Origin of the sequence: Sutterella sp., assembly GCF_030539355.1 — a bacterium.
In the GTDB taxonomy this organism is placed as follows: Bacteria; Pseudomonadota; Gammaproteobacteria; order Burkholderiales; family Burkholderiaceae_F; genus Sutterella.
The window spans coordinates 1-23625 of record NZ_JAUNSF010000038.1 but is presented as its reverse complement, the minus strand read 5'-3'; the positions used below and the strand labels follow the sequence as shown (position 1 = coordinate 23625).

At 59.7% G+C, this 23625-nt stretch carries 15 protein-coding genes; all 15 read right to left on the bottom strand.

Going from position 1 to position 23625, the window contains the following annotated elements:
* Positions 1-143: 143 nt before the first annotated feature.
* The 15 genes from Q4F91_RS07170 to Q4F91_RS07100 all read right to left on the bottom strand — a co-directional run bounded on the left by Q4F91_RS07170 (position 144) and on the right by Q4F91_RS07100 (position 23266).
* Positions 144-1082, bottom strand: a complete 939-nt coding sequence (locus Q4F91_RS07170) for a hypothetical protein (protein WP_303336193.1) — start codon at positions 1080-1082, stop codon at positions 144-146.
* Positions 1079-1924, bottom strand: coding sequence for a glycosyltransferase family 8 protein (locus tag Q4F91_RS07165; RefSeq protein ID WP_303336191.1), 846 nt, complete (start codon positions 1922-1924; stop codon positions 1079-1081). The genes Q4F91_RS07170 and Q4F91_RS07165 overlap by 4 nt, the downstream gene beginning before the upstream one ends.
* Positions 1925-2005: 81 nt before the next feature.
* Positions 2006-3805, bottom strand: a complete 1800-nt coding sequence (locus Q4F91_RS07160; protein WP_303336189.1) for a polysaccharide biosynthesis/export family protein — start codon at positions 3803-3805, stop codon at positions 2006-2008.
* A 16-nt stretch (positions 3806-3821) separates the two neighbouring features.
* Positions 3822-5030 carry a hypothetical protein gene (locus Q4F91_RS07155; RefSeq protein ID WP_303336187.1) on the bottom strand — a complete coding sequence of 403 codons (1209 nt, stop codon included), beginning with the start codon at positions 5028-5030 and terminating at the stop codon, positions 3822-3824.
* The gene (locus Q4F91_RS07150; RefSeq protein WP_303336185.1) at positions 5017-5679 is read right to left on the bottom strand and encodes an ABC transporter ATP-binding protein; all 663 of its coding nucleotides are present in this window, start codon (positions 5677-5679) and stop codon (positions 5017-5019) included. The genes Q4F91_RS07155 and Q4F91_RS07150 overlap by 14 nt, the downstream gene beginning before the upstream one ends.
* On the bottom strand, positions 5676-6458 hold the full coding sequence (locus Q4F91_RS07145) for an ABC transporter permease (protein WP_303336183.1): 783 nt from the start codon (positions 6456-6458) through the stop codon (positions 5676-5678). The genes Q4F91_RS07150 and Q4F91_RS07145 overlap by 4 nt, the downstream gene beginning before the upstream one ends.
* A 7-nt stretch (positions 6459-6465) precedes the next feature.
* Positions 6466-6837, bottom strand: a complete 372-nt coding sequence (locus Q4F91_RS07140; protein WP_303336181.1) for a DVU3141 family protein — start codon at positions 6835-6837, stop codon at positions 6466-6468.
* 15 nt (positions 6838-6852) lie between these two features.
* Complete coding sequence (locus Q4F91_RS07135; protein WP_303336179.1) at positions 6853-8907, bottom strand: capsular polysaccharide biosynthesis protein; 2055 nt, start codon at positions 8905-8907, stop codon at positions 6853-6855.
* Positions 8904-10373 carry an LTA synthase family protein gene (locus Q4F91_RS07130; RefSeq protein ID WP_303336177.1) on the bottom strand — a complete coding sequence of 490 codons (1470 nt, stop codon included), beginning with the start codon at positions 10371-10373 and terminating at the stop codon, positions 8904-8906. Before Q4F91_RS07130 ends, Q4F91_RS07135 begins: the two co-directional genes overlap by 4 nt.
* Positions 10370-11206: an SDR family oxidoreductase gene (locus tag Q4F91_RS07125; protein ID WP_303336175.1), complete on the bottom strand. Its 837-nt coding sequence runs from the start codon at positions 11204-11206 to the stop codon at positions 10370-10372. Before Q4F91_RS07125 ends, Q4F91_RS07130 begins: the two co-directional genes overlap by 4 nt.
* 4 nt (positions 11207-11210) lie before the next feature.
* On the bottom strand, positions 11211-11834 hold the full coding sequence (locus Q4F91_RS07120; protein ID WP_303336173.1) for a GNAT family N-acetyltransferase: 624 nt from the start codon (positions 11832-11834) through the stop codon (positions 11211-11213).
* Positions 11831-13114 carry a capsule biosynthesis protein gene (locus tag Q4F91_RS07115; RefSeq protein WP_303336171.1) on the bottom strand — a complete coding sequence of 428 codons (1284 nt, stop codon included), beginning with the start codon at positions 13112-13114 and terminating at the stop codon, positions 11831-11833. The genes Q4F91_RS07120 and Q4F91_RS07115 overlap by 4 nt, the downstream gene beginning before the upstream one ends.
* Positions 13111-14463 (bottom strand): aminotransferase class I/II-fold pyridoxal phosphate-dependent enzyme, encoded by a 1353-nt coding sequence (locus Q4F91_RS07110; protein ID WP_303336169.1) that lies wholly within the window; start codon positions 14461-14463, stop codon positions 13111-13113. The genes Q4F91_RS07115 and Q4F91_RS07110 overlap by 4 nt, the downstream gene beginning before the upstream one ends.
* Positions 14453-21877, bottom strand: a complete 7425-nt coding sequence (locus Q4F91_RS07105; RefSeq protein WP_303336167.1) for a type I polyketide synthase — start codon at positions 21875-21877, stop codon at positions 14453-14455. Before Q4F91_RS07105 ends, Q4F91_RS07110 begins: the two co-directional genes overlap by 11 nt.
* A 258-nt stretch (positions 21878-22135) precedes the next feature.
* Positions 22136-23266: a porin gene (locus Q4F91_RS07100; RefSeq protein WP_303336165.1), complete on the bottom strand. Its 1131-nt coding sequence runs from the start codon at positions 23264-23266 to the stop codon at positions 22136-22138.
* Positions 23267-23625: the final 359 nt, after the last annotated feature.

The following is a 23625-nucleotide window of genomic DNA, read 5'->3' as shown; positions in this document are numbered from 1 at the left end:
AATATTTTTTGAATTTATAAGCGTATTTATAAGAGAGACATTCTTAAAGTTCTTTTTTATAAGGTATTTCTTATATTGATCCGGTAAATAGATTATTAAGTTAAGTAATATAAAATTTTTAATTTTATTTAAAATTTTCATTATCATTTTATACTTTCCAATATTTTGTTTATGTTTGTAGTACTTACTAATGATTTAATACAAGAATTATTGCATTTATATTTTGATTGAATTATGTTGCGTTGCTTCCAGCAAGGAAAAATAGGACATGATACGTTCTTATTCTCAAAAACTAAAATATTATTTTCAAGTAATGAATTTTTAGTCTTGCAAATTGCGGTTGGTCCTAAAAATACACTTCCATTAAGCCCAATTGATCTAGCAAGCCAGATTAATCCCATATCGGTACCGATAAAATATTGGCATTGACGAATATTATCAATAAATTCAATAGGATTGGTGCTAGTTTTGTTTATACAGCCGTTAATATATTCATTAGGAAAACCTATAGATACTGGTTCATAATTTTTTATTTTTAAAGTATCTATTATTACATCCCAATCAATCGAAGGTAAATTTCTTTTTATTGCTGGATTTGTCTTTTTTCCAGATGTAAATATTGCTATTTTTCTACTAGAACAAGAGAATGATAAATTTTGCGTCAAAGCAAGATCATTTTTTGAATACTGTAAATTTATTAATTTATTTAATGCTGCAAATTCATATTCAGTTTCACTGAAAATATCGTATTCTTCGACACCAAAAATATCTTTGCTTGATATTAATAAGTTCGAATTACAACAATAATTTATATCTTTTCCTCCATTGAAAGATCTGGTTTCATATATAATATCATAGTGCTTGTTCCGCTTTATTTCATTTATATTAAATATTTCGATCTTTGAGGACTTAAGTAAAAGAGAAAGTACTTCTTTTGTATTGTGAGGAACATTACGGAGTAATAGATCGCAATGAAAACCTTGTGATTCGAATTTTTTTAATAATGGTAATTGTAAGATAACATTACCAATTCCTGACCCCGCACAAATCAATATATTTTTTGTTTTATTGCCATTAGTCATAATTTGTCTAACTCCTGCTTCATGGAATTCCAAAGATTTGCGTTTTCTACATTAGAGTTATCCCAAGGTCTCGTTGGAGTAAAATGTAGAAATATTGGATCAGTGGTTAATTTTTGATAATTTTTTATAATATCGAATTCGAAACGTAAACAAGCTAAACTTCGTAAATCATTTAGAACATTTGCATTCCAATCTAGAAAATGTACTTTATTTTTATAAACAATATTAAAAACATTTTGATCATGGAAGAAATTATTATTCTTTCTTGCTATTTTCATTAATCTTATAAATTCTCGATTTTTATCTTTGATTTTATTTAAATTAAAAAGCATAACTCCAGAATTGAAATATCCGTTTAGGTCTGATTTGAATTTTTCAATAAAATAATCAGCCATTTTTTTATATCGCCTTTTTATAGTTGGATGATCACCTTTAGTCAGAACATATTCCGGAACTGCTCCAATTAAATTTTCACCTAAATCCGTATAATATAAATTATGTATAGGTTTAAGGCAAATTATATCCGAATCAATATACAATAGTCTATCTAAGTTTTGAAGATAAACAAATATTAACAATCTAAAATATGCGCTAATATGTTCTGGTGTTTTTAAGTAGAGATTGGAAAACAAAGTTTTGCTAATTTTATCTACATTAATCAATTGTATTTTAGAGTTACTGTAACAATTTTGTATTTTATTAAAATCATTTACATCAGTAACCGTGTTGTCTATAAAAATATAAAAATTGATATTTTCGTTGCAGTTGTTTTTTAAAATAGAATAAATAGAAATTGCGGCAAATTTCGCGTATCTACCATTTGTACATAGTAAAATGTTCATAAACAACACTCACAAATATAATTATATTTTATATATTATTTGCTTTGGAAATACTGATGGTTATATCAATACTTTGTTTATTTATAGATCTACGGCAACCTTGGTGGCAACAGCTATCTGATAAATAATTTGCATTATATCTTTTGCTAAAAGCATTGATTTTGAATCAACCTTCGGAAGAACAATTATTCGATCTCCAGGTTGAATGATTGAATTATCAACCAGCCCAATTTCACCATTGGGCTTCGCCAATAAAATATGTTCATCATCAGCTCTAGAAGAAACTCCTCCAACCTGAGCCAAATAATCATCCAAGGACATTTCCGTAGAGAATGTGACAGCCTTCGACATTATCACTTCACCGGAAATCTGAACGACGTTGCTCTTCTGCGGAATGATGATTTCGTCACCATTCTCAAGCCATACATCCGAAACTACGCCGCCACGAGAAACAACTACCACTCCGTCGGGTTCAAGCTGTGAGGCACGTTTAACAAAGTCCTGAATCAACTTTGCTTCCTCAACTCGAACCTGCGCTTCTTCGGGGGTACTTGAGGTGGCTGTCAGTGCCGTCTGCTCCAAGCGATGAAGAGCATCCTGAATAATCTTTTTCTGGTCGCGAGCAACGCTTTGGCGACGGAGATAAACCGCATCCGTGTCCGCCAGCATCGGTTCAACTTCAATCTGACGAAGCAACTCGCGAAGACGAACGGTCTTATTGATTGGAAACCGTGAGGCTCCGGTAATCGCACCGGAAGCAGAGGCAAGAATTGTTTCGCCACGGTGATCCGCCACGAATTCAATGACATCACCGTCCTGAAGCCTGAACTTCTTGAAGTCATCCACACTCAGATAAGTGTTGAACGGAACCGCCTTTCGTGTTCCACTGACACTCACATGGGTGACGTTCTGAAGCGGCGAAGCGAGCTGGGTCAGCACATTGCCGTTGGCAGAACCAGCTCCTGCGAATTCATACTGAGCCTGTTCTCGCAGCAGACCATAGGCTGCGACTGACGGTCCTTTCTCTCGAACCAGAATGACGTCGCCATTGCGCAGACGAACGTTGGGAACCATTCCCTCACGGGCGAAGCTGTACAGATCGCAGGTAGCAATGCGCTTGCCGTTGCGCATGACGTCAATGTGACGGTAACTTCCGCGATCGGCGTCAATCCCCCCCGCACGATCAATGAAACTCATCAGGGAATCCGTTGATCCACCTGCATAGCGTCCCGGACTGTTTACAAAGCCCGTCACAAACACGGCGACAGGCTGCGCGCTCTGCAGATTCACATAGAGCTGAACGTTGTTCGTGAAGACACCGGCCACCGCAGAACGAACTGTGGAAAGGAGCTGCGCATGACGGATGCCGCCCACCTTGACGGGGCCGACCTCAGGAATGAAAAGATTCCCCTGTTGGTCGACGATCAGCACGTCGTCATAAGTACGGGCTCCCCAGATGCGCAACACAACACGATCACCCGGAGCAAGCACATAGTCAGGACTCGCCGAATCAGAGTAGGTGGAGGCAAAACGGCCTTCAAAGAGATTCGCAGCAAAAGGCGGAAGTCTCAGGGACGTGATGCTTGTCAACGGCGTCTGCGCCCAAGCAGCCGGCGCCTGCTGAGGCTGGCTCGTCAGAGGTACGTTGCCGGCGTAGTTACCCGGCTGAACCATGTTCTGCGCAGGGCCTCGGGCAGTGAGCATTGCCGGGGCAGGCTGGTTGGACGGTATCCCTTGAATTCCTCCCGTGCTCGCAGGGAACGGCGTCCCTGAAGTGCCGAGAGGTGATGTATAGGGAACGTTTTCCGCCGCCATGATCGTCGCCGAACAAAGGGCAAGGACAATGGCGGATGTGAGGGATTTCAAAACAATAGAACGCATGAAAGGAATTCCTCAGTTAGAAACCGGCGTGTTCACGGATGGACGCGACAATGAGCGTTCCGAGTCCGTAGCAAACGATCAGTCCGATAAACACACAAAGCGTCATCAGTAAGGGATTGGGATAAAGCGATTCGTCCGGCGAAGTAGGTGCGGAAATCGTCACCAGGTACTTCGACTGCGAGAGCATCGTCACGCGAGCCGTTTCCATCGCCGTCATGGCGGAAACCAGCTGCTTCTGAGCGAACTCCCCTTCGATCATCAAGGATTCATATTCGGAAGCCAGACTGTTGAAGGTTTCCGTGCCCGTCTGCGCCGTATTGCCAGCGAGACGGTTCTTCTCGCTCGCGATCTGCGCTTCGAGTGCACTCAGTCGGGTCTTCAGCGTCTGCAGGGCAGGAGCGTTCTTCGCCATATAGCTCTCCGCCTCGGAGATCTGCGCCTTCAGCGCCGCTCTCTGACCTTCAAGCTCAATCAGGACCGACTGGAGTCCGGTCGCCGTCGACTTGGGGTCGATGTCCTGATACTTCCCGCGGAAGTCCTTCAGCGCCTGCTGCGCCCTGGTCAACCGATCCTTCGCGCGATTGACCTCTTCCTCGGCGAGCTTCATAGCGTCCTCGCGCGCACGCTCGTTCATGTCGTTCACAAGCTTCTCGCTGGCCTTGAGGACACCGTCGGAGATGGCCGTCGCCATTTCTGGGGTGTAAGCGCGCACCTGGAAGCTCACGATGCCCGTGTCGGGATTCACCACCGGCTTCGCGACACAGTTCCAGAAACGAGTGCGTTCGTCGAGCGTCGGGTTCCCGGCGAGTCTGGAGATCAGATCATGCGTGGAGGCGCTGAAATGCTCGGTGAGCTTCAACGACGCATTCAAGGTGTCAAAAGCATCCGGGGATTCAATGTATTCCCGAACGATCTGGGCGTCCTGCGTGGTAGAACTGCTCGTGCGGAAGATTTGACCGACCAAGTCCAGCGGCGAAGACTGTTCGGCAGCAGACCGCACGGCGAACTTGGTCTCCGAAATGTACATCGGAGATGCCCAGAACATCAGATAAAGGAAGACCAGCAGCGTCGGAAGAATCACGACGGCCAGAAAACCTTTCTGCCAGAGCGGAGTTTTCTTCAGACATTGAACGCTGCACTTACGTTCAGAAGAAACTTCAGTCTTCTGATCATTCGTTTCAGGCGCTGCAGTGCTCTGATTCTGTTGATTTTCACTGTTTGCCATTGCAGATATCCGTATAGTGTTTAATTGCGTCTTCAATTTCGGGGTAATACTGCAGTTCTCCGTGATGGAGAACCGCGCCGCAGGTACAGTTCTGCCTTACCGCAGTCATACTGTGCGAAACAAAAATGAGGGTCGCTGATTTCGTACGTTCCTTCAGTGCGGCATCCGCCTTCTTGCGGAAAGTCGCATCACCCACGGAATACGCCTCGTCAATCAGGTAAAAATCAAATCCGATAGCCATGGAGAGCCCGAAGGCGAGCTTGCTTCGCATGCCCGAGGAATACGTCTTGACCGGCATGTCCATGTACTCACCGAGTTCGGCAAAGTCATCCACGTAATCCGAGACCGTCCTGATATCCGCGCCGTAAATGCGCGAAACGAAGCGCAGATTTTCACGCCCAGTGAGCGCCCCGTGGAAGCAGCCTGAGAAACCGATCGGCCAGGACACGCGGGAAGTCCGGATCACCTCTCCTGAAGTGGGGGCCTCCGCCCCGCCGATGATCCGGATCAGCGTCGACTTGCCGGCGCCATTCAGTCCCAGAATTCCAAGGTTCTTTCCTTCCTTGATCGCGAGATTCACGTCGTTCAGCACGACATGGGCTCCGATCTTGGTCGGGTATTTCTTCGTCACATTGCGGAGCTCAATCATTGCGACAGCCTCCTGCGACGGACGTAGCGCTCAAACAGCCCGCCCAAGGTGAGGCTGATGACCGTGAAAGCGCACAGATATTCCGGATCGAGTCCGTCCGTGACATAGCCCATGTGAAGCGCCATGCGCATCAGCTCGATCCCCTGCATCAGCGGGTTGAAGAGCAGCCATTCGGCAATCTGGTGACTGAATGCACTCACGACGAAGAACACACCGGACACAAAAAACAGGATGCGCAGTGCCATCGGCACGAGTTTCTCAAGAACCGGCAGGAACACGGCGAGGGATGACAACACCATGCCCATCCCGAGGCTCAGCAACGGCACAGTGATGAGGACGAGCAGGAAAAGCGGAGCTGACGCCGGTCGGAATTCGGATCCAAACAGAACGCTGACGGCGATGATGATTGCCGACGTCAGAATCTGTGTCGCGGTGATCACAATCACGCGCGCGAGCATCATATCAAACTCCGTGACCTGCGGAAATGTCAGCAAACCTCGATTTCCGTCCACTGCATTCATACAGCGGGTAATGCCGCCCGAAAAGATGTTCCAGAGACCAAAACCAATGGCCAGGAAGATCGGCACGCTCATGCCGTGCGGCGCATGCGCGCCCATGAAGGCACGCACGCCCCAGAAAACGGCAATGCCGAACACACTCTGGATCAGCACCCAGAGGTAACCCAGCTTGCTGTTGCCGTTGATTGTGTGAATCTCGCGCAGCATCAGGGCGGTCAGCACCCTTCCCTGAACAACTGCGCCTTCAGCGAGCGTAGACATGACTGCCTCACTGAAGCGGCGCCACGTAGCGCCAGACACCCTCGGCGTCCCTGCAGACTGCAGCACGGCGGCTGACATTGCCCTCGGCATCAAGCTGAACCTTGCGGCAGCGCTCACCGAGGCCGTTCATGTACTCACCGACCACCGTCACCCGGGCAAAGCCCACGGGCGTGTTCGCGAGCGTCGACTGAGCGGCCGGGATTTCGCCCGCGAGATGCGCGAAAGCCGCCACCTCAACGGTCTGAGGGGCATCGAGGTTCTTGTCACTCGGACGCGAAGGGACGTGCCCGAGTCCACGCGGCGTGGAGGAGCAGCCGGCCGTCAGCATCGTCGCGGCGAGGAGCGCCGTCAGGGCATAAGCTGTGGTGCGCTTGATCATGAAATTCGTTCTCCTTCATGCAAACTTTTTCTTGAAATCTCTGAACTGCCGGACGGCCTTCACCCAGAGCTCGGGTTCGGGCTGCTCGCCGGCACAAATGAATCGACAGACGTCCTCGGGGCGGCAGAACGCACCGGACTTCCAGTCCCAGCAACGGGGGTAGAGCATCAGCGTCCCCGCAATGAGCCCGTTGAGTGAAAGTCCTTTCCTTCTCTGCGGGAAGTCGAGCGCGTCCTTCGTGAGGCCCCAGCCCGCATAGAAGGGCCGTCCCCACGTCGCGACCGGAACGCCCCGCATCAGGGCTTCGAAGCCCGAGAGGCTCGTGAGCGTGTGCAGTTCGTCAATGCGGCTGCAGAACTCGGTCACCGGAACACCAGATAGGCTCAGGTCGCAGAGCGCTTTCTTCTCGTCCTCAGTCATGGCGCCGGGGCGGTTGCCGCTTGCGACATCCGGGTGTTCGAGGTAAATGAGGTACGCACCGGGGTGCTGCTCGCGAACCTTCGTGAGGAGTTCACGGTTGCTCTGGATATCACCGCCCCCGCGGCGCACGGAGGCATCCCCGTCCACCTGGCCGGTGACGAGAATGACCTTCCTGTCCGACGGGAACTTCGGCAGCACGGCCTGAGATTGCTTAGGCAGGTTGTATTTGGTGATGCCGTGCGCAACGATGAACTCACGCAACTTCGCGGCGCGCTCGCACTCCCGGGCATAGCGGTCGGGTTCCACAGCGATCCGGTTGAGGATCTGCTCAAGCTCGCTCGGACGGGCCGGGTCGTAATAGATCCCCGACGCATCGGTGACGAGCGAATAAGGCGGCATGTAATCGGAACCGAGCCCGATCGAGCGGATGAACCCGTCCTCAACACGCACGAGTTCAACACCCGATTCAGCCGCACGGTTCACCTCGTGGTCGGTGCATTTCGCGGCCCAGATCACGAGCTTCGCCTGCTCCGACTTCGCGGCCGCGAGCGCTTCCTCGAAATCCCAGACGAAATCGATCTTCGAACCCGTTCCGGAGAAGAACGCACGGAAGTGCGGCTTCTTCCAGCGACGGATTCCGGTGGCAACGAAGTGACCGCGGTTCGCCTCGTTCGTGCGACGTTGCATCTCGAGGATGTCGACGGCATCCTCAATCTCGATGTGCTCGCCATGGAACGGCTCGACGTAGCGGGAGCGGCGGATATAAGCCGCCGTGAAGAGCGCCTCAATCGGGACCTTCTTCCCGCGCCGGGCCTTCCAACTCGTTTCATCGCACCGGTCATCGGTGAGTCCCCAGCCCGCATAGAAGGGCGCGCCGTAGACATGAACGGGTTTCCCGAGCAGCAGCGCCTCAAGGCCCATCTGGCTCGTCACAACGAAGACCTCGTCAAACTGAGCGATAAGCGACAACGGCGCCGCGTCCTCCGCGAGGACGATCACATCCTGCGCGAGCGACCCAGTGAGGTAACCCGACTTCTTCCCGGCGACGACATCCGGATGCGTCTTCACAAAGAACGCCGCTCCCGGGAACATCTCCCTCGCGTCAGCGAGCATCTTTTCGAAGGACCGCTCCGAAGCGCACCCCAGCGTCACCGAGGCGTCGCCCTTCGTCTGGTCGACCAGGAGCACCCTCACCTTTCCCTTCGCAACGGGGAACTTCGCTTCCAGCCATCCGGCAGGAACCGAAGGCGAGCAGTTGTATTTCGAGAGGTCCGCGCGGATGATGCGGTCGATCAGCGTGCGCGCACGCGCGGTCATCGCTTCGGTCATCCACTCATCGCTGTGAGCGATATCGGTCTCGAGCGCAGACGGGCAGGTCGCGTCGTAATAGACGCCAACCGGATCAACCGTCATCGAGAGCGGCGCTGCGCCGGAGACGCCGAGTCCGAGCGAGCGCAGGAATCCGTCCTCAAGCGCGATGTAGGGGAGGTGCTGCTCAGCCGCAAAGGCGCGCGCCTTCTCCGCAGTGGGCTTGTGCCCCCAGCCGATGACGGCTTCGCAGGCGGTGCCCGCGAAGCGCTCCCGCTCCTCGCGGATGAAGGCGTCGAGATACGGAATGCGGCGGATGCCGTTCGAGAAGATGCGGATCATGCGAGCACCTCCTCACGGATGAGCGGACGCATTTCCTCAGGACGCAGATCCCTCTCCTCATTCCTTCCCGGCCAGAGCATCCAGGCGGTGTCGCCGGATTTCACATGAGCGAGGTCGCGAATGCCCGGCAGATGATCGCCGTAGATCGCGAGACGCGTCCCGGGGAGTTTCTCTCGGATGGCGGTGACGAGCTTCGCGATCCCCCGGTCAAGGCTCGCGAGGCGTTTTTCGTAGGCCTCTGTCTCCGTGCGTCCGGCCTCTCCCGTCCACGGTCCGTGCCCCTCCATCGTCACGATGAAGAGGAACGTCGGACTCTCGGATTTTTCGAGATACTCAGCGGCGGCGGCGAGGAGCGCCTCGTCGCTCGCATAGCGGCCGTTGAGCGGAAGGTTCCCGAGTTCACTGCTGTCGGCGAAGTGTTCGAAACCGAGATTCGGCATCACCTCGGTGCGGTCAAAGAACCGTCCGTCATTAGGATGCCAGGCAACGGCCTTCCAGCCGCTGGCGCGGAAGTCACGTGCGAGACTCGCCATCGAAATCCTCGCGGCGAGCCGGTAGGGATCGAATCCGAAGGTCTCGAGCGCACGGACCGCGAGCCCCGTGAGCACGGAGAATTCCGTGCGCATCGTGTAGGCACCGCGCCAGTCAAGCAGCAGTTTCCCGTGCAGCGATTTCTCGCGCAGCTGGTCGAGCGTCGGCGTGACGGACACCCGCCCCGTGAGCTCGGCGACCGGGCACCAGGACTCCGCCTGGATCAGGATGAAGTGCGCGGGATGCCTCTCTTCCAGGGGAGCGGCCGTCTCGGCCTCGGCCCTCTTCTCCTCGTCCTCAGGAAGCGAGAATTGCGCCTTGATGACCTCGCGGTTCCGGAGGTGGTGGAGCGTATGCAGCACTGCGGCGCCGAGCGGCGTGTAGTTTTCCATATCCGTCCGCGAGTCAAAGGAAACCGGGAACATCTTCAGGATCTCCGTCCCACTGCGGCGCAGTCCCGTCGCGCAGACGAGCGCAAGCACAGCAAACCCGCCGCAGAGCCAGGCCGCCGCCGTGTAGTCCGCTGCCGCAGCCACAGGCTCCTCAGCACCGGCGAACCCGATCAGAAGGACGAGGAGCGCGACAACAGGCCACACCCACTTCGGCGCGTAGCCGAAGTAGAGGCGCGGCCAGCGGAGCGCATGTCCGGCGAGGAAGATGTCGGAGAAAACGAGCGACTCGCCGAGGATGCGGACCTTGAGGCCGTTGCCCGCCCAGAGCGCGAGAATGAGCCCGAGCCCGATTCCGATCGATGTGACGTACCGCCCCGTGATCAGGATGAGCGCGGGGAAGATGACGCCGCAGAGGAGCAACGCCACCGCGTCCCCCCAGATTCTTGAGGCCGTCCGGTTAGCTTCACTTTCCGCAGGGATGCTCATGCGGTTCAGCGCCGCGAGAATGAGCGTGAGCAGGAGGATGGTGAGGAGGATCTTCATCGCACGATCCTCCCGGTTTCTTCTCGCGCTTCACGATCTGCTTCCACGCGGAAGTCAAAGAGCTTCAGGAAAACGTTCTGCAGGCATTCAGGAAGCACCTCGAGCGCTCGGATGCCGAGTGCAAGGAGCTTCGGAAAAGCTAGCACGGCGACGTTTTTCTCAAGTCCCTCAAGGACGAGACGGGCGGCCCGGTCAGCTGAAATTTCAAAGGGCTTTGAGCCCAGGTAACGGGCGCTCATCGGACTCGTCACGAAGCCCGGCAGAACAACCGTGACGCCGACCGACGTTCCGCGCGCGAGACGCCGCAGCGCCTGACCGTAGGTGAGGAGCGCAGCCTTGGAGGCGCTGTAGCCCGGCGAGGACGGAAGTCCCGTGAGCGCCGCGAGCGAGGCAATGAGGCCGATCTGCATGTGAGAACGCCCTTCACGGAGCGCCTTCTCCGCAAACGCATTTGCGCAGAGGATGACACCCGAGGCGTTGACATCCATCTCGCGGGCGAGATCGCTCTGAGCCTCAGGCAGCGTGATGCCGTCAGCATCCCGGACGGAAGCGGAGACGCCGGCCGTGAGAATCACCGTGTCAGGGATCCTTTCCGTGCAGACTTCCGCCACCCAGGCAAGCGCTGCCTCACGGTCACGGATGTCAAAGGCAGCCGTATACACCCGGGCACCTGCGGAGCGACATTCCGAAGCCGTGCAGGCAAGCGCATCGGCCGAACGGCCGGAGAGGAACAGCGTCGTACCTTCACCGGTGCAGGCACGCGCGAGCGCCTGCCCGATGCCTCCCGTGGCACCGAGAATTGCGATCGTCCGGGGCTGAAGCTTCTCAGTCATCATCTCAGCCTCCCGCAGCCCCAGCCGGGCACTGCATCGAGAAAACGATGCCGCCCGCAGGGTGACGATTCCGGAGCGCCTCACCAAACTCCCCGGCCCGAATTGTCTGTACTGCAGTGAAGCCCTCACGCAGATAGAAGCGCCTCGCCGCCTCGTTGTCCGCCCAGCAGAAGAGCCCGACGGTCGAGAGCCCGCGGTCGAGCGCGGTCTTTCTGGCAAACCTGATCAGAAGTGCACCGAGATGCGCGCCGCGCAGACTTTCCGAAACCCAGAGCGTATTGACCCAGAGCGCGTTCTCAACCTTCGCGGTCAGAACGGGTTCGACAGCGCGAATGCGTTCTTCCTTGAGAAAAACGCGCATCTCACCCGGCACCTGCTGCTCATCTGCCGCATAACTGAAAAGCAGTCCGCCGACACGACCGTCAACCTCGGCAAGAATGACGTTCTCCGGTGTGTACGTGCTAATCGAGCGGCTGAAAGCAAGCTCCAACACTTTCTCAGGAGGCATCGCAGCGATCACGCCCTGGAAGAGCGTGTCCGTAATGCCTTCGGAAACCTCGGCGATCACCTTCGCCACGGTCTCCAGATCGTCTCGCGTGGCAGTGCGGAGTCTCAGGTTCGGAGTCATGCGGACACCTCCTTTTCCTGATAATCGGTGAGGTTGGAATTGCTCGCACCTACGGCAGCAAAACGGCTCACCGAGTCGACCGCGGCATATGTCATTGCTCCCTCGGAATAGAAATTTCCTCGAATGGAGGCACGACGACGCACGACTTTACAGAAATCTGCAACCAGCTCGGAATCAGGCGCCGACGGATTCGTCCAGAAGTCATCGAGCTTCGAGAGCGGCATACTCTGCGCGAGCCCCGTGATGCTGTAGATGCTCCGGCCGAGACAGTAGACAGGACGGCCAAGCCTGAGCGCGGAGAGCCCTACCGTTGAATTGATCAGAACGACGCCGACGGCGCCTTCAATGATTCTCTCCGCCGGGCCGCTCTCGAGATAGGTGACGCGCTCGGCAATTCCGAGCTCGCGGGCGAACGACTCGATGAAGATCGAGTAGCGGATCAGGCCGTTGTCGAGCGGGTGGTTCTTGATCAGCAGGCGCGCATCCTTCGGCGCATGCTCGGCGAAGGACGTGAGCACGTCCGCGATCGCCTCCTCCATGCGCACATAAGGCGAATAGAGCTGGATCTGGCTGTCGGAATTGAGCTGCAGCGGGAAGAAGAAGTACGGTTCGCTCTGCGAGAAGAACGCCTCTAGACGCGCGGCATCACGCCTCGCGCGGCGGTGCCGCGTGAAGTAGCGTCTCAGAATGCCGGGCAGTTCCACGCCGATGCAGGTCGGGCGGTGCGTGCGGTAGCGATGGAAGACGGGGTAGAGAATGAAGTTTCCGACGTGGTGCCAGATGGCCTTCAGAACCTTGTCCTTCATCCTGTTGCTGACAGGGACATCCTCGGGGATAGCTTTCTTCTCCGTAGCCGCCTGATGAATCTCGCTCGGAATGCGCGGCAGGCGCGAGCGTCCGTTGACGCCGTCCTCCTCCAGAGTGGAATAGCGGCTCCTCAGATAGCCTTCCTCATAAACCCACACGTGAATCCCGCGCACATGGGCAAGACGCACAGCCTCCCAGTGAAGCGGACGCCAGTCGCCGTAGACGCAGATGTCGGTGACATGGCGCATGCGGTAGACGTTGCCGATCCAGGTCACCCAACCGTAGAGGCCGCCCCGGTACCAGTCGCAGTCGCGCTGATCGAGTCCCCAGAGGAACACGTCGCCGCCGCAGAAATGCACCTTTCTCACCGCGGCACCGGCCTCGGCGAGCTTGCCCGCGAGCAGACGGAAGAATCCGCTCTGCGGTCCCTGAAGGAGGAGGAAGGAGCGTCCTGCAAGCGGCAGCGTCGTCATAGTCCGCCTCCGTCCTTGCTTTCCTCGGCGACAACCGCCACGGCCTCGGCCGTGAGGTCAACCGCACGGTGAACGTGCTCAAAACTGTGCGCCGCGGAGAGGAAGAAGCGCAGACGTGCCGCGCCCTCCTCGACGACCGGATAGATGATCGGCATCACGTTGACGTGTGCCTGATGGAGCTTCGCCGCGACGCGGCCGGCGACGATGGAGCTGCCGAGCATCACGGGCACGACGGCATAGCCTTCGGCGAGCCCCGTGTCGAGGCCCTTTTCCTTCGCATAGCGCACGAACTCGTGGCTGACGGCCTGGAGTTTCGCCACGCGCTCCGGCTCGCGGTTCATGATCTCAAGCGCCTTGAAGGACGCGACCGCGAGCACCGGCGACATGCCGACGCTGTAGACAAAGCCGGGAGACGTGAACTTGATGAGCTCGACGAGCTCCGCTTTCGACGCAATGTAGCCGCCGCATCCGCAGCAGGTCTTCGAGAGCGTTCCCATCCAGATATCGACTTCCGCGGGATTCACGCCCAAGTGCTCGGCCGTGCCGCGGCCCGTCGCTCCCAGGACGCCGAGCGCATGCGCCTCGTCCACCATGAGAAACGCGCCCCACGCCTTCTTCAGTGCGAGAAGGCCGGGCAGGTCGACGACGTTGCCGTCCATCGAGAAGACGCCCTCGGTGACGATGAGGCAGCGCTTCGCATTGGGACGGTGGCGGCGGAGCAGATCCTCCAACGCCTTGCAGTCGTTGTGCGGGTAGGAGATGCGCTTTGCGCCCGAAAGCTGGGCACCCACGACGATCGAGTTGTGCGCGAGCGCATCGTGGAAGATGATGTCCTCGGGGCCGAAGAGCTTTCCGATCACGGAGACATTGGTCGCGTGACCGGACACAAAGGCGACGGCGTCTTCAGACGAATAGTTGGCGGCGAGCGCGAGCTCGAGCGCGCGGTGCGGCGGGCGCTCGCCCGAGACGACGCGCGAGGCGGAGGCGCTCGTGCCGTAGCGACGGGCGGCCTCGCTGACGGCCGCCGTGATCTCCGGATGACCGTTCAGATCAAGGTAGTCGTAGGTCGAGAAATTGAGAAACTCCTCTCCCCCGATCACCGTCGTGGCCTTGGCGAGTCCGGCATGGCACTGGAAATAGGGGTTCAGAATGCCGGCGCTCTCGGCGACGGCCATCTCCATCCTCAGCTGCTTCAGGGCCGGAAATTCCGCGAAGCTCGTGAGCTTCGTGTCCGGCCGCCAGCCCGCGTCCTCCGCCGTGCGGCCGGCCTTCGCCCGCGGCGCGGAAACGCCCGCGAAGAGCGCGGCCTGCTCAGCCTCGGAGAGCCCGAAGAGGAAGTCATTCGCCATGACGGCCTCCCCGTGCACTTTCAAGCACTTTCTTCTGCATTTCCTGGGAGAGCTCGACACCGTGCTGGCGGGTCATCTCGCGCAGCGCATCGGCTTCGGCCAAGGATTCATCGTCACCCGCAGAGAGCGTGCTCCAGAAGCGCTCCGCGATCGTGGTGATGCTGGCACCCGCGAAAGCGGCCGCGCCCGACATGCGCACGCCGAGCTTTTCCTCGAGCGCAATGGCAAGTTCCACAACCGTGAGCGAATCCATGCCGATCTCGGAGACCTGGCGCGTCACGGAGAGTTCCTCGGGCGCGAGACCCATGAGGTGCGCCACCTCGTCGGCGACGAGTTCAACAAGCATGGCCACGCCCTCTTCCTTCGACTTGCCGGCGAGCTCCTCGCGGATGCCGGTCTCGCGGTGCTCGGCCTCGGCAGCGCCCGCGCGGATCGCCGAGAAGCGCTCCGAGGCCACCGTGGGAAGGGACTCCACACGGCGCCAGTCAATCGCCATGAAGTGGCTCTCCGGGATGCCGGCGGCGGTGACGGCGAAAAGCGCGTCAAGCACTTCGTCGCTCGTGAGCGCAGGCGTGCCGAGCGTCTTCTCGATGGTCTCGCGCACCCTGGGAGCGTCCTTGAGCATGCCGACGTCGCCCACCGGTCCCCAGCCGATCACCGTGGCGGGCAAACCGTCAGCGAGACGGCGGCGGACGATGGCCCCCTCAGCCGCGTTCGCGGCGACATAGTTGGCCTGACCGGGATTGCCGAGGAGCACGGTCGCAGACGAGAAGAGAACGAAGAAATCAATTTCCGCGGCGTGCTCGCGCGTGAAGCGGTCGAGCGCCTCGGCGCCCTTCACTTTGACGTTCCATGTGCGCTCCATGCGCTCCGGCGTCTGGTCCTTCGCGAGCGCGTCGTCAATGACGCCTGCGGCATGAATGACGCCCGCGACGGGCGGCAGCGTCCTCACACATTCCGCGAGCGCTTCCGCGAAACCGTTGGCCGAGGCGTCGGCGGCGAGCGCCGTGATCACAGCGCCGCGCGAGCGAAGCGTTTCGAGAACCGACTTCTGTTCATCGGTAACGGCACCGCGGCGCGAGACGAGAACCACCGAGCGGGCGCCGTCCTGCACGAGGCGCTTGGCCGCAGCGAGTCCGAGTCCGCCCATGCCGCCCGTGATCACGTAGGTCGCGTCAGCACGGACGCCCGTGCGCACAGTCTGTTTTCCAACGAACGTCCCTGCGGCACTTTCATCTTGCGCGATCGAAATGACGAGCTTGCCGATGTGGGCCGAGGCCTGCATGGCCTGGAAGGCCTCCACCGCACGATCTCGCGGATAGACCGTGATCGGCGTCGGACGGAGCGCTCCGGAGGCAAAGTGCCCCATGAGTTCGCTGAAGAGGTCGCGCGCGACCTCGGGCTGCCCGGTGAGCAGCTGGTCCACGTCGATGCCGAAGTAGCTCAGGTTCCGTCCGAAGGGGCGCAGGAACATCGGCGAGTCCGCGTAGAAATCGCGCTTGCCGAGCTCAAGGAAGCGGCCGAAGGGCGCGAGCAGTCCGAGCGACTTCTCAGCGGCCGCGCCAGCGAGCGAATTGAGCACCATGTCGACGCCCCGCCCCTCGGTGTCGCGGCGGATTTCCTCGGCGAAGGCGAGCGTGCGGGAGTCATAGATGTGCGGGACGCCAAGGGACTTCAGCAGCGCGCGCTTCGCGGGCGTTCCCGCGGTGGCATAGACCTCGAGCCCGAGCATCGCGGCGATCTGGATGGCGGCTAGACCCACGCCGCCCGCGGCGCCGTGGACGAGGATGCGCTCGCCCCTGCGCGCACGCGCGAGATGAGTGACGGCGTACCAGACTGTGAAGAAAGCGACGGGAAGCGAAGCCGCCTCCTCGAACGAAAGGTTCGCGGGCTTCAGAGCCACGGCGTTCTCGTTCGTGATGATCTCGGTTGCGTGACAGGCAGGCGCGAAGGCGATCACCGGGTCGCCGACGGCGACGCGCGTGACGTTGCCGCCCACCTCGGTGACGATGCCCGCGGCCTCAAGACCGAGCGTCGGACCGGCGAAGCCGTGCTCAAGCGCTTCCTCAGGCAGCACGCCCATCGCCCACATGACGTCGCGGAAGTTGAGTCCGGAGGCACGCACGGCCACACGGATCTCGTCGGCACCGAGCGGTCGGCGCGGGAACTTCCGCCAGGCGAGGCGGTCGAGCTTGCCCTGCATCTCCGTGGCGAGGAGTTCAGGCGCATCCGCGCATTCCTCAGCGGAGCGGACCCGCACGGACTCGACGGATGCCGTCAGGGTTTCGCCGCCTTCGACGCGGACTTCAAGCGCATCCTGCTCAAGTTCACCCGCGATCACGCGGGAGGCCGTGGCAAGCGTCGCTTCATTGGTGTCGGCGAGTTCAATCGTCCGGACACGAAGCGCCGGGTATTCATTGCGGATGACGCGGGCGAGGCCCGAGATCGCATGCGCGGTGAGCGGGTGTTCACTCTCCGTCACGATCACCCATTCGCCGGTGAACCCGGCGGCTGTGATTTCCTGCGCGAGCGCGAGCGTCTCGACCGGTGCCCTGCCCTCGGCGTCCGCGTCCAGGATCGAGACGATGCGCTCAGGCGCATCCTGAGCGACCGTGATGCCCGACTGCGTGAGGTGTGTCTTCAGTTTCGCGGCGAGTTGAGCGGCGGTGACACACTCCGCGTTGAAGCGCAGCGCAGTAGCGAGCAGCTTCTTTGTTTCTTCTGCCGGCGCGGCGGCAGAGTCCTCCGAGCCGGCAGCCTTGAGACCGCTCACCAGGAGTGCGGGAGCGGTCGCGGCTTCAGCGCGCACGGCGACATCGGTGAGTCCGACGCGGGCTGCTAGATTTTCCCAGGCTTCGGCATTCATGAGCCGCGAACGGCACTGCCCGTCCCTGCCGATGGTCCACCAGTCGGGCGACGGGCCCTCGATGAAGTCCGTGAGCGCACCCGGCGCTTCCTCAAGCGCCAGATAAAGGCCGCCAGGCTCCAGGAATTTGAGCAGGCGGACAGCCTGCGCCGAGGGATCGATCTCGCGCCCGAACCCTTCGGGCACGATCACGATGTCAAAGAGAGCCTTTCCCTCGAGCGCACCGTAATGCGTGACCGTGAGCCCCGGGCGACGCCTGAGAACAGCGGCGGCGCGCGAGGCACCTGCGGCATCGGCGGCCACGACCGTCATGGTGACCGACTCGCCCGCGCGTTCCGTGAAGGCACGGAGCGCCTCGGGACGCTCGCCAGCGGCAACGCCGACGCGCAGCATCACACCGTTTCCGACGCGTGCAATCGCGAGGTCGAGCGCCTTCGCGAGACGGGCCGAGGCGGCCTGGGCCGAGGGCGTCATGCGTCGTGCGGCAAGGAGGCCATGCGCCCCTTCAGGGAGCGCTTCATCAAAGATCATGTCCCCGGCGAGAAGCGCGGGCAGATTGCGTCCGATCTCCTGAGCAGCGAGCCAGAGCGGCCAGTCGGCCGGGCAGCGCGCGAGCGCCGTGCGCATGAGCACATCCGCGCGCGGGATCTTCGCATCCCGGCGGACCGTGAAAAGTTCATCCATGGCCTCGGCGGCGCCGACGCTCACCAGGAGCTCGGCGAGCGACTGCGCAAACCCCTCGTTCTCGACCGAGAAATCGTCCGCGAAGAGAAGTTCCGCCGGAAGCGCCTCGTCAAAGCGCTTCACCGCGGCGAAGGCGTACGCGGCGGCGAGGAACTGCCCGAGACGGGCCCGGACATCAGCGCTCTCCCTCTCGGCTTCCGCTCCGGAACGGATCGCCTGGACTTCAGCGAGCACCTCGCGGAGCACGGCGCTTTCCGCACCCTCGCGGCGCCAGACCTCACGGAACACCTCCGGGAGAGGACGGGCGGCACGGCGCGGCGCGCGGCGCAGCCTCACGTCGGTCATGCGGCAGAGACGGAGCCCGGCCTTGTCAAAAATCTCAATTTCAGCGGTGAGCGTGCGCTCGCTCACATTGACGAGCCTCGCGACGCACCAGGCGGGCTCGCCCGAGAAGGCGAGCGTGATGCCGCCGAACCAGACCGGCAGATAGGGATCGGTCGCCGCAACGTCATCGGGGATCGCGGCGAAGACGCACTGGAGCGCCGCATCAAAGGCGGGCACCGGCATCAGCATGTCACGCGTGGAGGCAGGGTTCGAGGGGGCGAGCTTCGCCACGGCCTCACTGCCGTTCCTCACGATCGCCTCAAGCCCGAGGAACTCGCCCCTGTATTCCAGACCGAGACCGCGGAGCTTCGTGTAGAAAGCCTGAACGTCAAGGTGCTCGCCCGGAAGACTTTCCGCCGTCTTCGGGAACGGGCGCTGCACCCGCTCCGGGAAAGCCGGGGTCACGCGGCACTTGAGATGCACGGCCCAGCTGTCTGCGGGATCGGCCTGCTGCGCGGTGGAGCGCTTCGACGAGAGCTCAAGCGTCCCGTCCTCCGCAACGCACGTCCTGACGAGCCGGAACTCGCGCTCAGGTAGCGGCAGCGCCCGCAGAATGGCGAGATTCTTCAGTTCCACGGCCTCGCCCGTGACCCTGTGGCCGGCGGCCGCGGCCTTCTCGTCGAGGCTCGAGCGGCCGGCGGCGAGCGCCGCCTCCACAAAACCGGCTGCGGGGAAAAGGACGTTCCCGTCAACGACATGGCCGGAGAGCCAGGAGAGCCGCACAGCATCGAGCTGGTTCACCCAGGTGCCGGCGGCCTTCGCGACAGGCCAGCCGAGCATCGGATTGATTTTCTGCGGTGCGAAGAGGCGTGAGGCGCCCGGCGTCACGGCGGGCCAGCAGACCCTGCGGTTCCAGGGATAAAGCGGCAGCTCGCGCGAAGGGTGAACGTCCGGCCACTCGAGCGAGACCGGCCAGCCGGCCGCGATCACGCGGCCGATGCGCAGATCAACATCCTTCGCGGTCTCGCCCTTTCGCATCACGGCGGCGATCTGTCCTTCGGCGTTCATCGAGCGCAGGATCGTGCGCAGGTATCCCGTGAGAATGCCGTGCGGGCCGATCTCAAGGAACCGGGTGACACCGTCCTTCACCATGCACTCAATGGCATCGGCGAAGCGCACGGTCTGACGGATGTTCTGCCACCAATAGGAAGCGTCAAGCTTTTCGCCCGGAATCCTGGTCGCGGTGACGGTCGAATAGAAGCCGCAGACGGCCTTCGGCTGAAGACATCCGAGATCCGCGAGCACGGCATCGCGCACCTTGTCCATCGCAGCGCTGTGGAAGGCGTACGGGAGGCCGAGTCCGCGGGCAACGCCGCCGGCAGGCCTGACGCGGGCGCAGAATGCGCTCACCGCGTCCTTCGGTCCGCTCACCGTGAAACTCTCGGGCGCGTTTGCGCCAGCGACCGACACCTCCGGGGACTCCCTGAGGAGCGCTTCAAAACGCTCCGTCTTGAGATGGACCGCGGCCATCGTTCCGGAATTCACGGTGTGTCCCTGCTCACGGGAGCGCACGAAAATCACGCGGACCGCATCCTCGAGCGAAAGGGCCCCTGCGGCATACGCCGCGGCGACCTCGCCCACGCTGTGGCCGGCAAAGGCCTCGGCGCGGACACCCGCCTCTTTGAGCACGGCAAGGAGCGCCGTCTGGCAGGCGAAGAGAAGCGGCTGGGAAATCTGTGTGGGGAGCGCCTCTGCGGGATCCTTCAGCAGTTCCTCGACGAGGCTCCACCCGGCGAGCGGCCGGAAGAACGAATCCGTACGGTCAAAGGCCTCGCGGAAGACGGGGAGATTCCCGTAGAGGTCCCGGCACATGCCGGGCCACTGACTGCCGTTGCCGGAGAAGACAAACGCCGTGCGCCCCTGGGGCGTGACGTCCCGGTCATAGAAGGCGAGCCCGTCATCCGAGGCCGAGCGTTCAGAGACGTCTGCGGCGGCGAAACGCCTGAGCGCCTTCCGCGTCGCCTCGACGGAGGCCGGACGCACGAAAAGACGCTGCGGCAGCAGATCACGCTCAAGGTGAACCTCCGCGGCGATGCGCGTGAGATCCCCGGACGACCTGCCTTCGAGCAGGCGGCAGTAGCGCCCGGCCAGCGCGGCAAGGCTCTCGCGGCTCTTCGCCGTGAGGAGAAGCGGCAGTGAGGAGACGTCAGTCCCGCAGTCCGCGCACGCCGGTTTCTCCAGGGGAAGAGGAGCGCACTCCAGCACGGCATGCGCATTGGTGCCGCCGAAGCCGAAGGAATTGACGCCGACCAATGACCGGCCGGGAAGCACGGTAACGCGCTCGTTCTCCACGGGGACGCGGATGCCGAGCTTTGCGAAATCAATCGCGGGGTTGGGCGTCTCGAAATGAATGTTCTTCGGAACGATGCCGGTTTCGAGGACGGCGATCGCCTTGGCGAGACCCGCCATGCCGGATCCCGTCTCGAGGTGGCCGAGGTTCGCCTTCACCGAGCCCACGACGAGCGGCTCGTCACCAGGACGGCCGAGGACCGTGCCGATCGAGGCGGTCTCGATCGGATCGCCGGCGGCGGTGCCGGTTCCGTGCGCCTCCAGATAAACGAGGTTTGCCTTGTCAATGCCGGGGCGGGAATAGATCTCTTGAAGGAGCCGCGTCTGCGCCTCACAGGACGGGAGCGCGATGCCGGCCGTGCGGCCGTCGGAATTCACCGCCGTGGCACGGATCACCGCGTGAATGGCGTCGCCGTCGGCTAGTGCCTTTTCCAGGGGCTTCAGGAGAACGACGGCGCCGCCCTCGCTGCGCACGTAGCCGTCGGCGTCCGTGTCAAAGACGCGGCAGGTGCCCGTGGGCGAGAGCATATGCGCCTTCGAGAAACCGATGAAGGGCATCGGGGCGAGCAGGACGTTCACGCCGCCCGCGACCGCCTGATCGGCCTCTCCACGGAGAATCGACTGGCAGGCCTCATGAAGGGCGACGAGACTCGACGAGCAGGCCGTGTCCACGGTCATGCTCGGGCCGTGAAGGTCGAGGCAGTAGGAGATGCGGTTCGAGACGATGGAGAGCGTGGTGCCCGTCATCGTGTAGGGCCCTTCCGTGGCGGGATCGTCCGCATGCAGAAGCGCCATGTCGGGACTCGACGCGCCGATGTAGACTGCGGTGCGGCTGCCGGCGATTGCGGAAGGCGGAATGCCTGCGTCCTCAAGCGCCTCCCAGGTCATCTCGAGCACGAGACGCTGTTGGGGATCAAGGGCCTCAGCCTCCTTCTCCGAGAACCCCCAGAACCGGGCATCGAATTCCTTCAAATCGCCCACGATTCCCGCGCGCGGCGCGTAGGTCGCCCCGGGCGCGGCCTGATCCGGATGCTGATAACGGGCAAGGTCAAAGCGGTCCGCAGGAAGCGGCCCGACAGCATCGCGTCCCTCCAGAAGAAGCTCCTCAAGCTCCTTCAGAGTTCGGATCCCGCCGGGGAAACGGCATCCGATACCAATGATGGCGACGGTCTGGGCAGCGTCCGTTGTCACGTCTCGTTCCAGTTCTGCTTCTGTTCGTCTTCCTTCGACTGCTCTACTGACGAAGGCGGGTGATTAGTTCACCGATACTTTTTTCGCATCCCGTTCGGGCCGGGATGCGAAAAAAGACCGATGGGCAGAGACGAAATATTCTCGGGAGAAGCCTGACTTCCCCGAGAACTTCTGGTCTGCCTTGAGTGCCGGGGGAACCCGGCGGAGCCACTTCTCAGGTCGTGGCTCCGCCGAAATTCCCTTCAGGCGAGTGCTCGATCAGAACTTGTGCACGAGGCCGAGGGCGACTTCAGCGCCCTGCGGATTGGTGTTGTCCACGTCATCACGGACGTAACCGGCACCGCCATAGACGCGCGTGCGGTTGCTGAGCGGGTACTCATAGCCGGCGCCTGCGAAGATGCGCTTCACGTCAAGGCCGGACTTGTCGCTGTCGGCGTCCATGTAGCCGACGGAGATGAGGGCCGAGCCGCCGAAGGCCGGGATGTTCGTGCCGACGACAACGCCGTAGCCGGTGACGTCACCGTAGCTCTTGCCGACCTGACGGGTATTGCCCTGACGGCTGGCGAGCGAGCGGCCCCAGGCGTCGTCAGCAGCGCCGCCGACGGAAGCGGCGTCCTCAAAGTACTGCGCGGCGACATAGGTCGTGGCAAAGCCGCAGTCGTAGTTCACGCCGAGCGTGACCGTCCACATGTCGCTGCCGCGGTTCGTGTTCGAGGCGGAGCTGTCCTTGTTTGTGTAGTCAGCGAGGCCGATCACGTTGAGCTGGCCATAGCTGAACGTGGCGCCGAGGGCGTAGTAGCGGTCGGCCGAGGGCTTGTTCTCGTTCGAGTCGCCCATGGCGTACTGGGCATGGACCTTGGTGCCGTAGAACTCAGGCGAGACATACGTGAGCACGTTGTTCATGCGGGTCGGCTTGTGAGCGAAGACGAGGTTCTGGTTGCCGATCGTGTCGCCCCAGCCCGTGCCGAAGGCGCTGATGTCGCCGAGGATGCCGAAGGAGCCCGTGTCGCTCGAGAGGAGACCCACGCGGCCGGCGGAGAGCTTGCCGTAGGCACCTTCCACGAAGACCTGCGACTCACGGCCGAAGATCTTGCCTTCCTGAGAGAGCGCACCCGTGTCAGAGTCGAAGCCGTTCTCAAGAACGAAGCCGACGGTGACGCCGTTGCCGAGTTCCTCGTGGCCCTTCAGGCCGAAGCGGGTGCCGGAGTTCTGGCCGGACGACATGGAGAACGAGTCACCGCCCTCGTGCTTCATGCCGAAGAAGGTGTCCGTGTCAACGCTGGTGTAGTTGAGACCCGTGTCGATCACGCCGTAGAGCGTCACGTCCGCGGCCGCGGCCGTACCACAGAGAGCGCAGGCCACAGCAAGGCTGAAAACAGTCTTTTTCATTTCAAATGTCCTTTTTCCGAGGTCGGAATAGCCGGGCGCAGCGCCCTGCTGGGGAAAGAATCCGGTTCCCGCCGGGCACAAAAAACACACATCTCCCGGTCGGACGGCTGAACCCCTTGGGAGGTAAAGGAACAGCCGTCCGATCGGAAGAGGGCTCTGTTGCGGCCGCCGCCCATGACGGGCTGCAGATCATCACAACGTTTCAAATGCGCAGCGGGTTTTCTGACAGGATCTGTCTCAGGCTGGTTCTATTGAAACGACCTGTCAGACCCCTGAAGGCTACCCCCCCCCCACACCTTCTGTCAAGCGGATCCCGCGTTTTTCTGCACCGCCCGGCATGACGGAAGCGTCGCCGTAAA

What these genes read in the sequence shown, in the direction of transcription:
- Q4F91_RS07170 (WP_303336193.1), bottom strand. Translation starts at nt 1,082, where the DNA reads ATGACTAATGGCAATAAAACAAAAAATATATTGATTTGTGCGGGGTCA.
- Q4F91_RS07165 (WP_303336191.1), bottom strand. Translation starts at nt 1,924, where the DNA reads ATGAACATTTTACTATGTACAAATGGTAGATACGCGAAATTTGCCGCA.
- Q4F91_RS07160 (WP_303336189.1), bottom strand. Translation starts at nt 3,805, where the DNA reads ATGCGTTCTATTGTTTTGAAATCCCTCACATCCGCCATTGTCCTTGCC.
- Q4F91_RS07155 (WP_303336187.1), bottom strand. Translation starts at nt 5,030, where the DNA reads ATGGCAAACAGTGAAAATCAACAGAATCAGAGCACTGCAGCGCCTGAA.
- Q4F91_RS07150 (WP_303336185.1), bottom strand. Translation starts at nt 5,679, where the DNA reads ATGATTGAGCTCCGCAATGTGACGAAGAAATACCCGACCAAGATCGGA.
- Q4F91_RS07145 (WP_303336183.1), bottom strand. Translation starts at nt 6,458, where the DNA reads ATGTCTACGCTCGCTGAAGGCGCAGTTGTTCAGGGAAGGGTGCTGACC.
- Q4F91_RS07140 (WP_303336181.1), bottom strand. Translation starts at nt 6,837, where the DNA reads ATGATCAAGCGCACCACAGCTTATGCCCTGACGGCGCTCCTCGCCGCG.
- Q4F91_RS07135 (WP_303336179.1), bottom strand. Translation starts at nt 8,907, where the DNA reads ATGATCCGCATCTTCTCGAACGGCATCCGCCGCATTCCGTATCTCGAC.
- Q4F91_RS07130 (WP_303336177.1), bottom strand. Translation starts at nt 10,373, where the DNA reads ATGAAGATCCTCCTCACCATCCTCCTGCTCACGCTCATTCTCGCGGCG.
- Q4F91_RS07125 (WP_303336175.1), bottom strand. Translation starts at nt 11,206, where the DNA reads ATGACTGAGAAGCTTCAGCCCCGGACGATCGCAATTCTCGGTGCCACG.
- Q4F91_RS07120 (WP_303336173.1), bottom strand. Translation starts at nt 11,834, where the DNA reads ATGACTCCGAACCTGAGACTCCGCACTGCCACGCGAGACGATCTGGAG.
- Q4F91_RS07115 (WP_303336171.1), bottom strand. Translation starts at nt 13,114, where the DNA reads ATGACGACGCTGCCGCTTGCAGGACGCTCCTTCCTCCTCCTTCAGGGA.
- Q4F91_RS07110 (WP_303336169.1), bottom strand. Translation starts at nt 14,463, where the DNA reads ATGGCGAATGACTTCCTCTTCGGGCTCTCCGAGGCTGAGCAGGCCGCG.
- Q4F91_RS07100 (WP_303336165.1), bottom strand. Translation starts at nt 23,266, where the DNA reads ATGAAAAAGACTGTTTTCAGCCTTGCTGTGGCCTGCGCTCTCTGTGGT.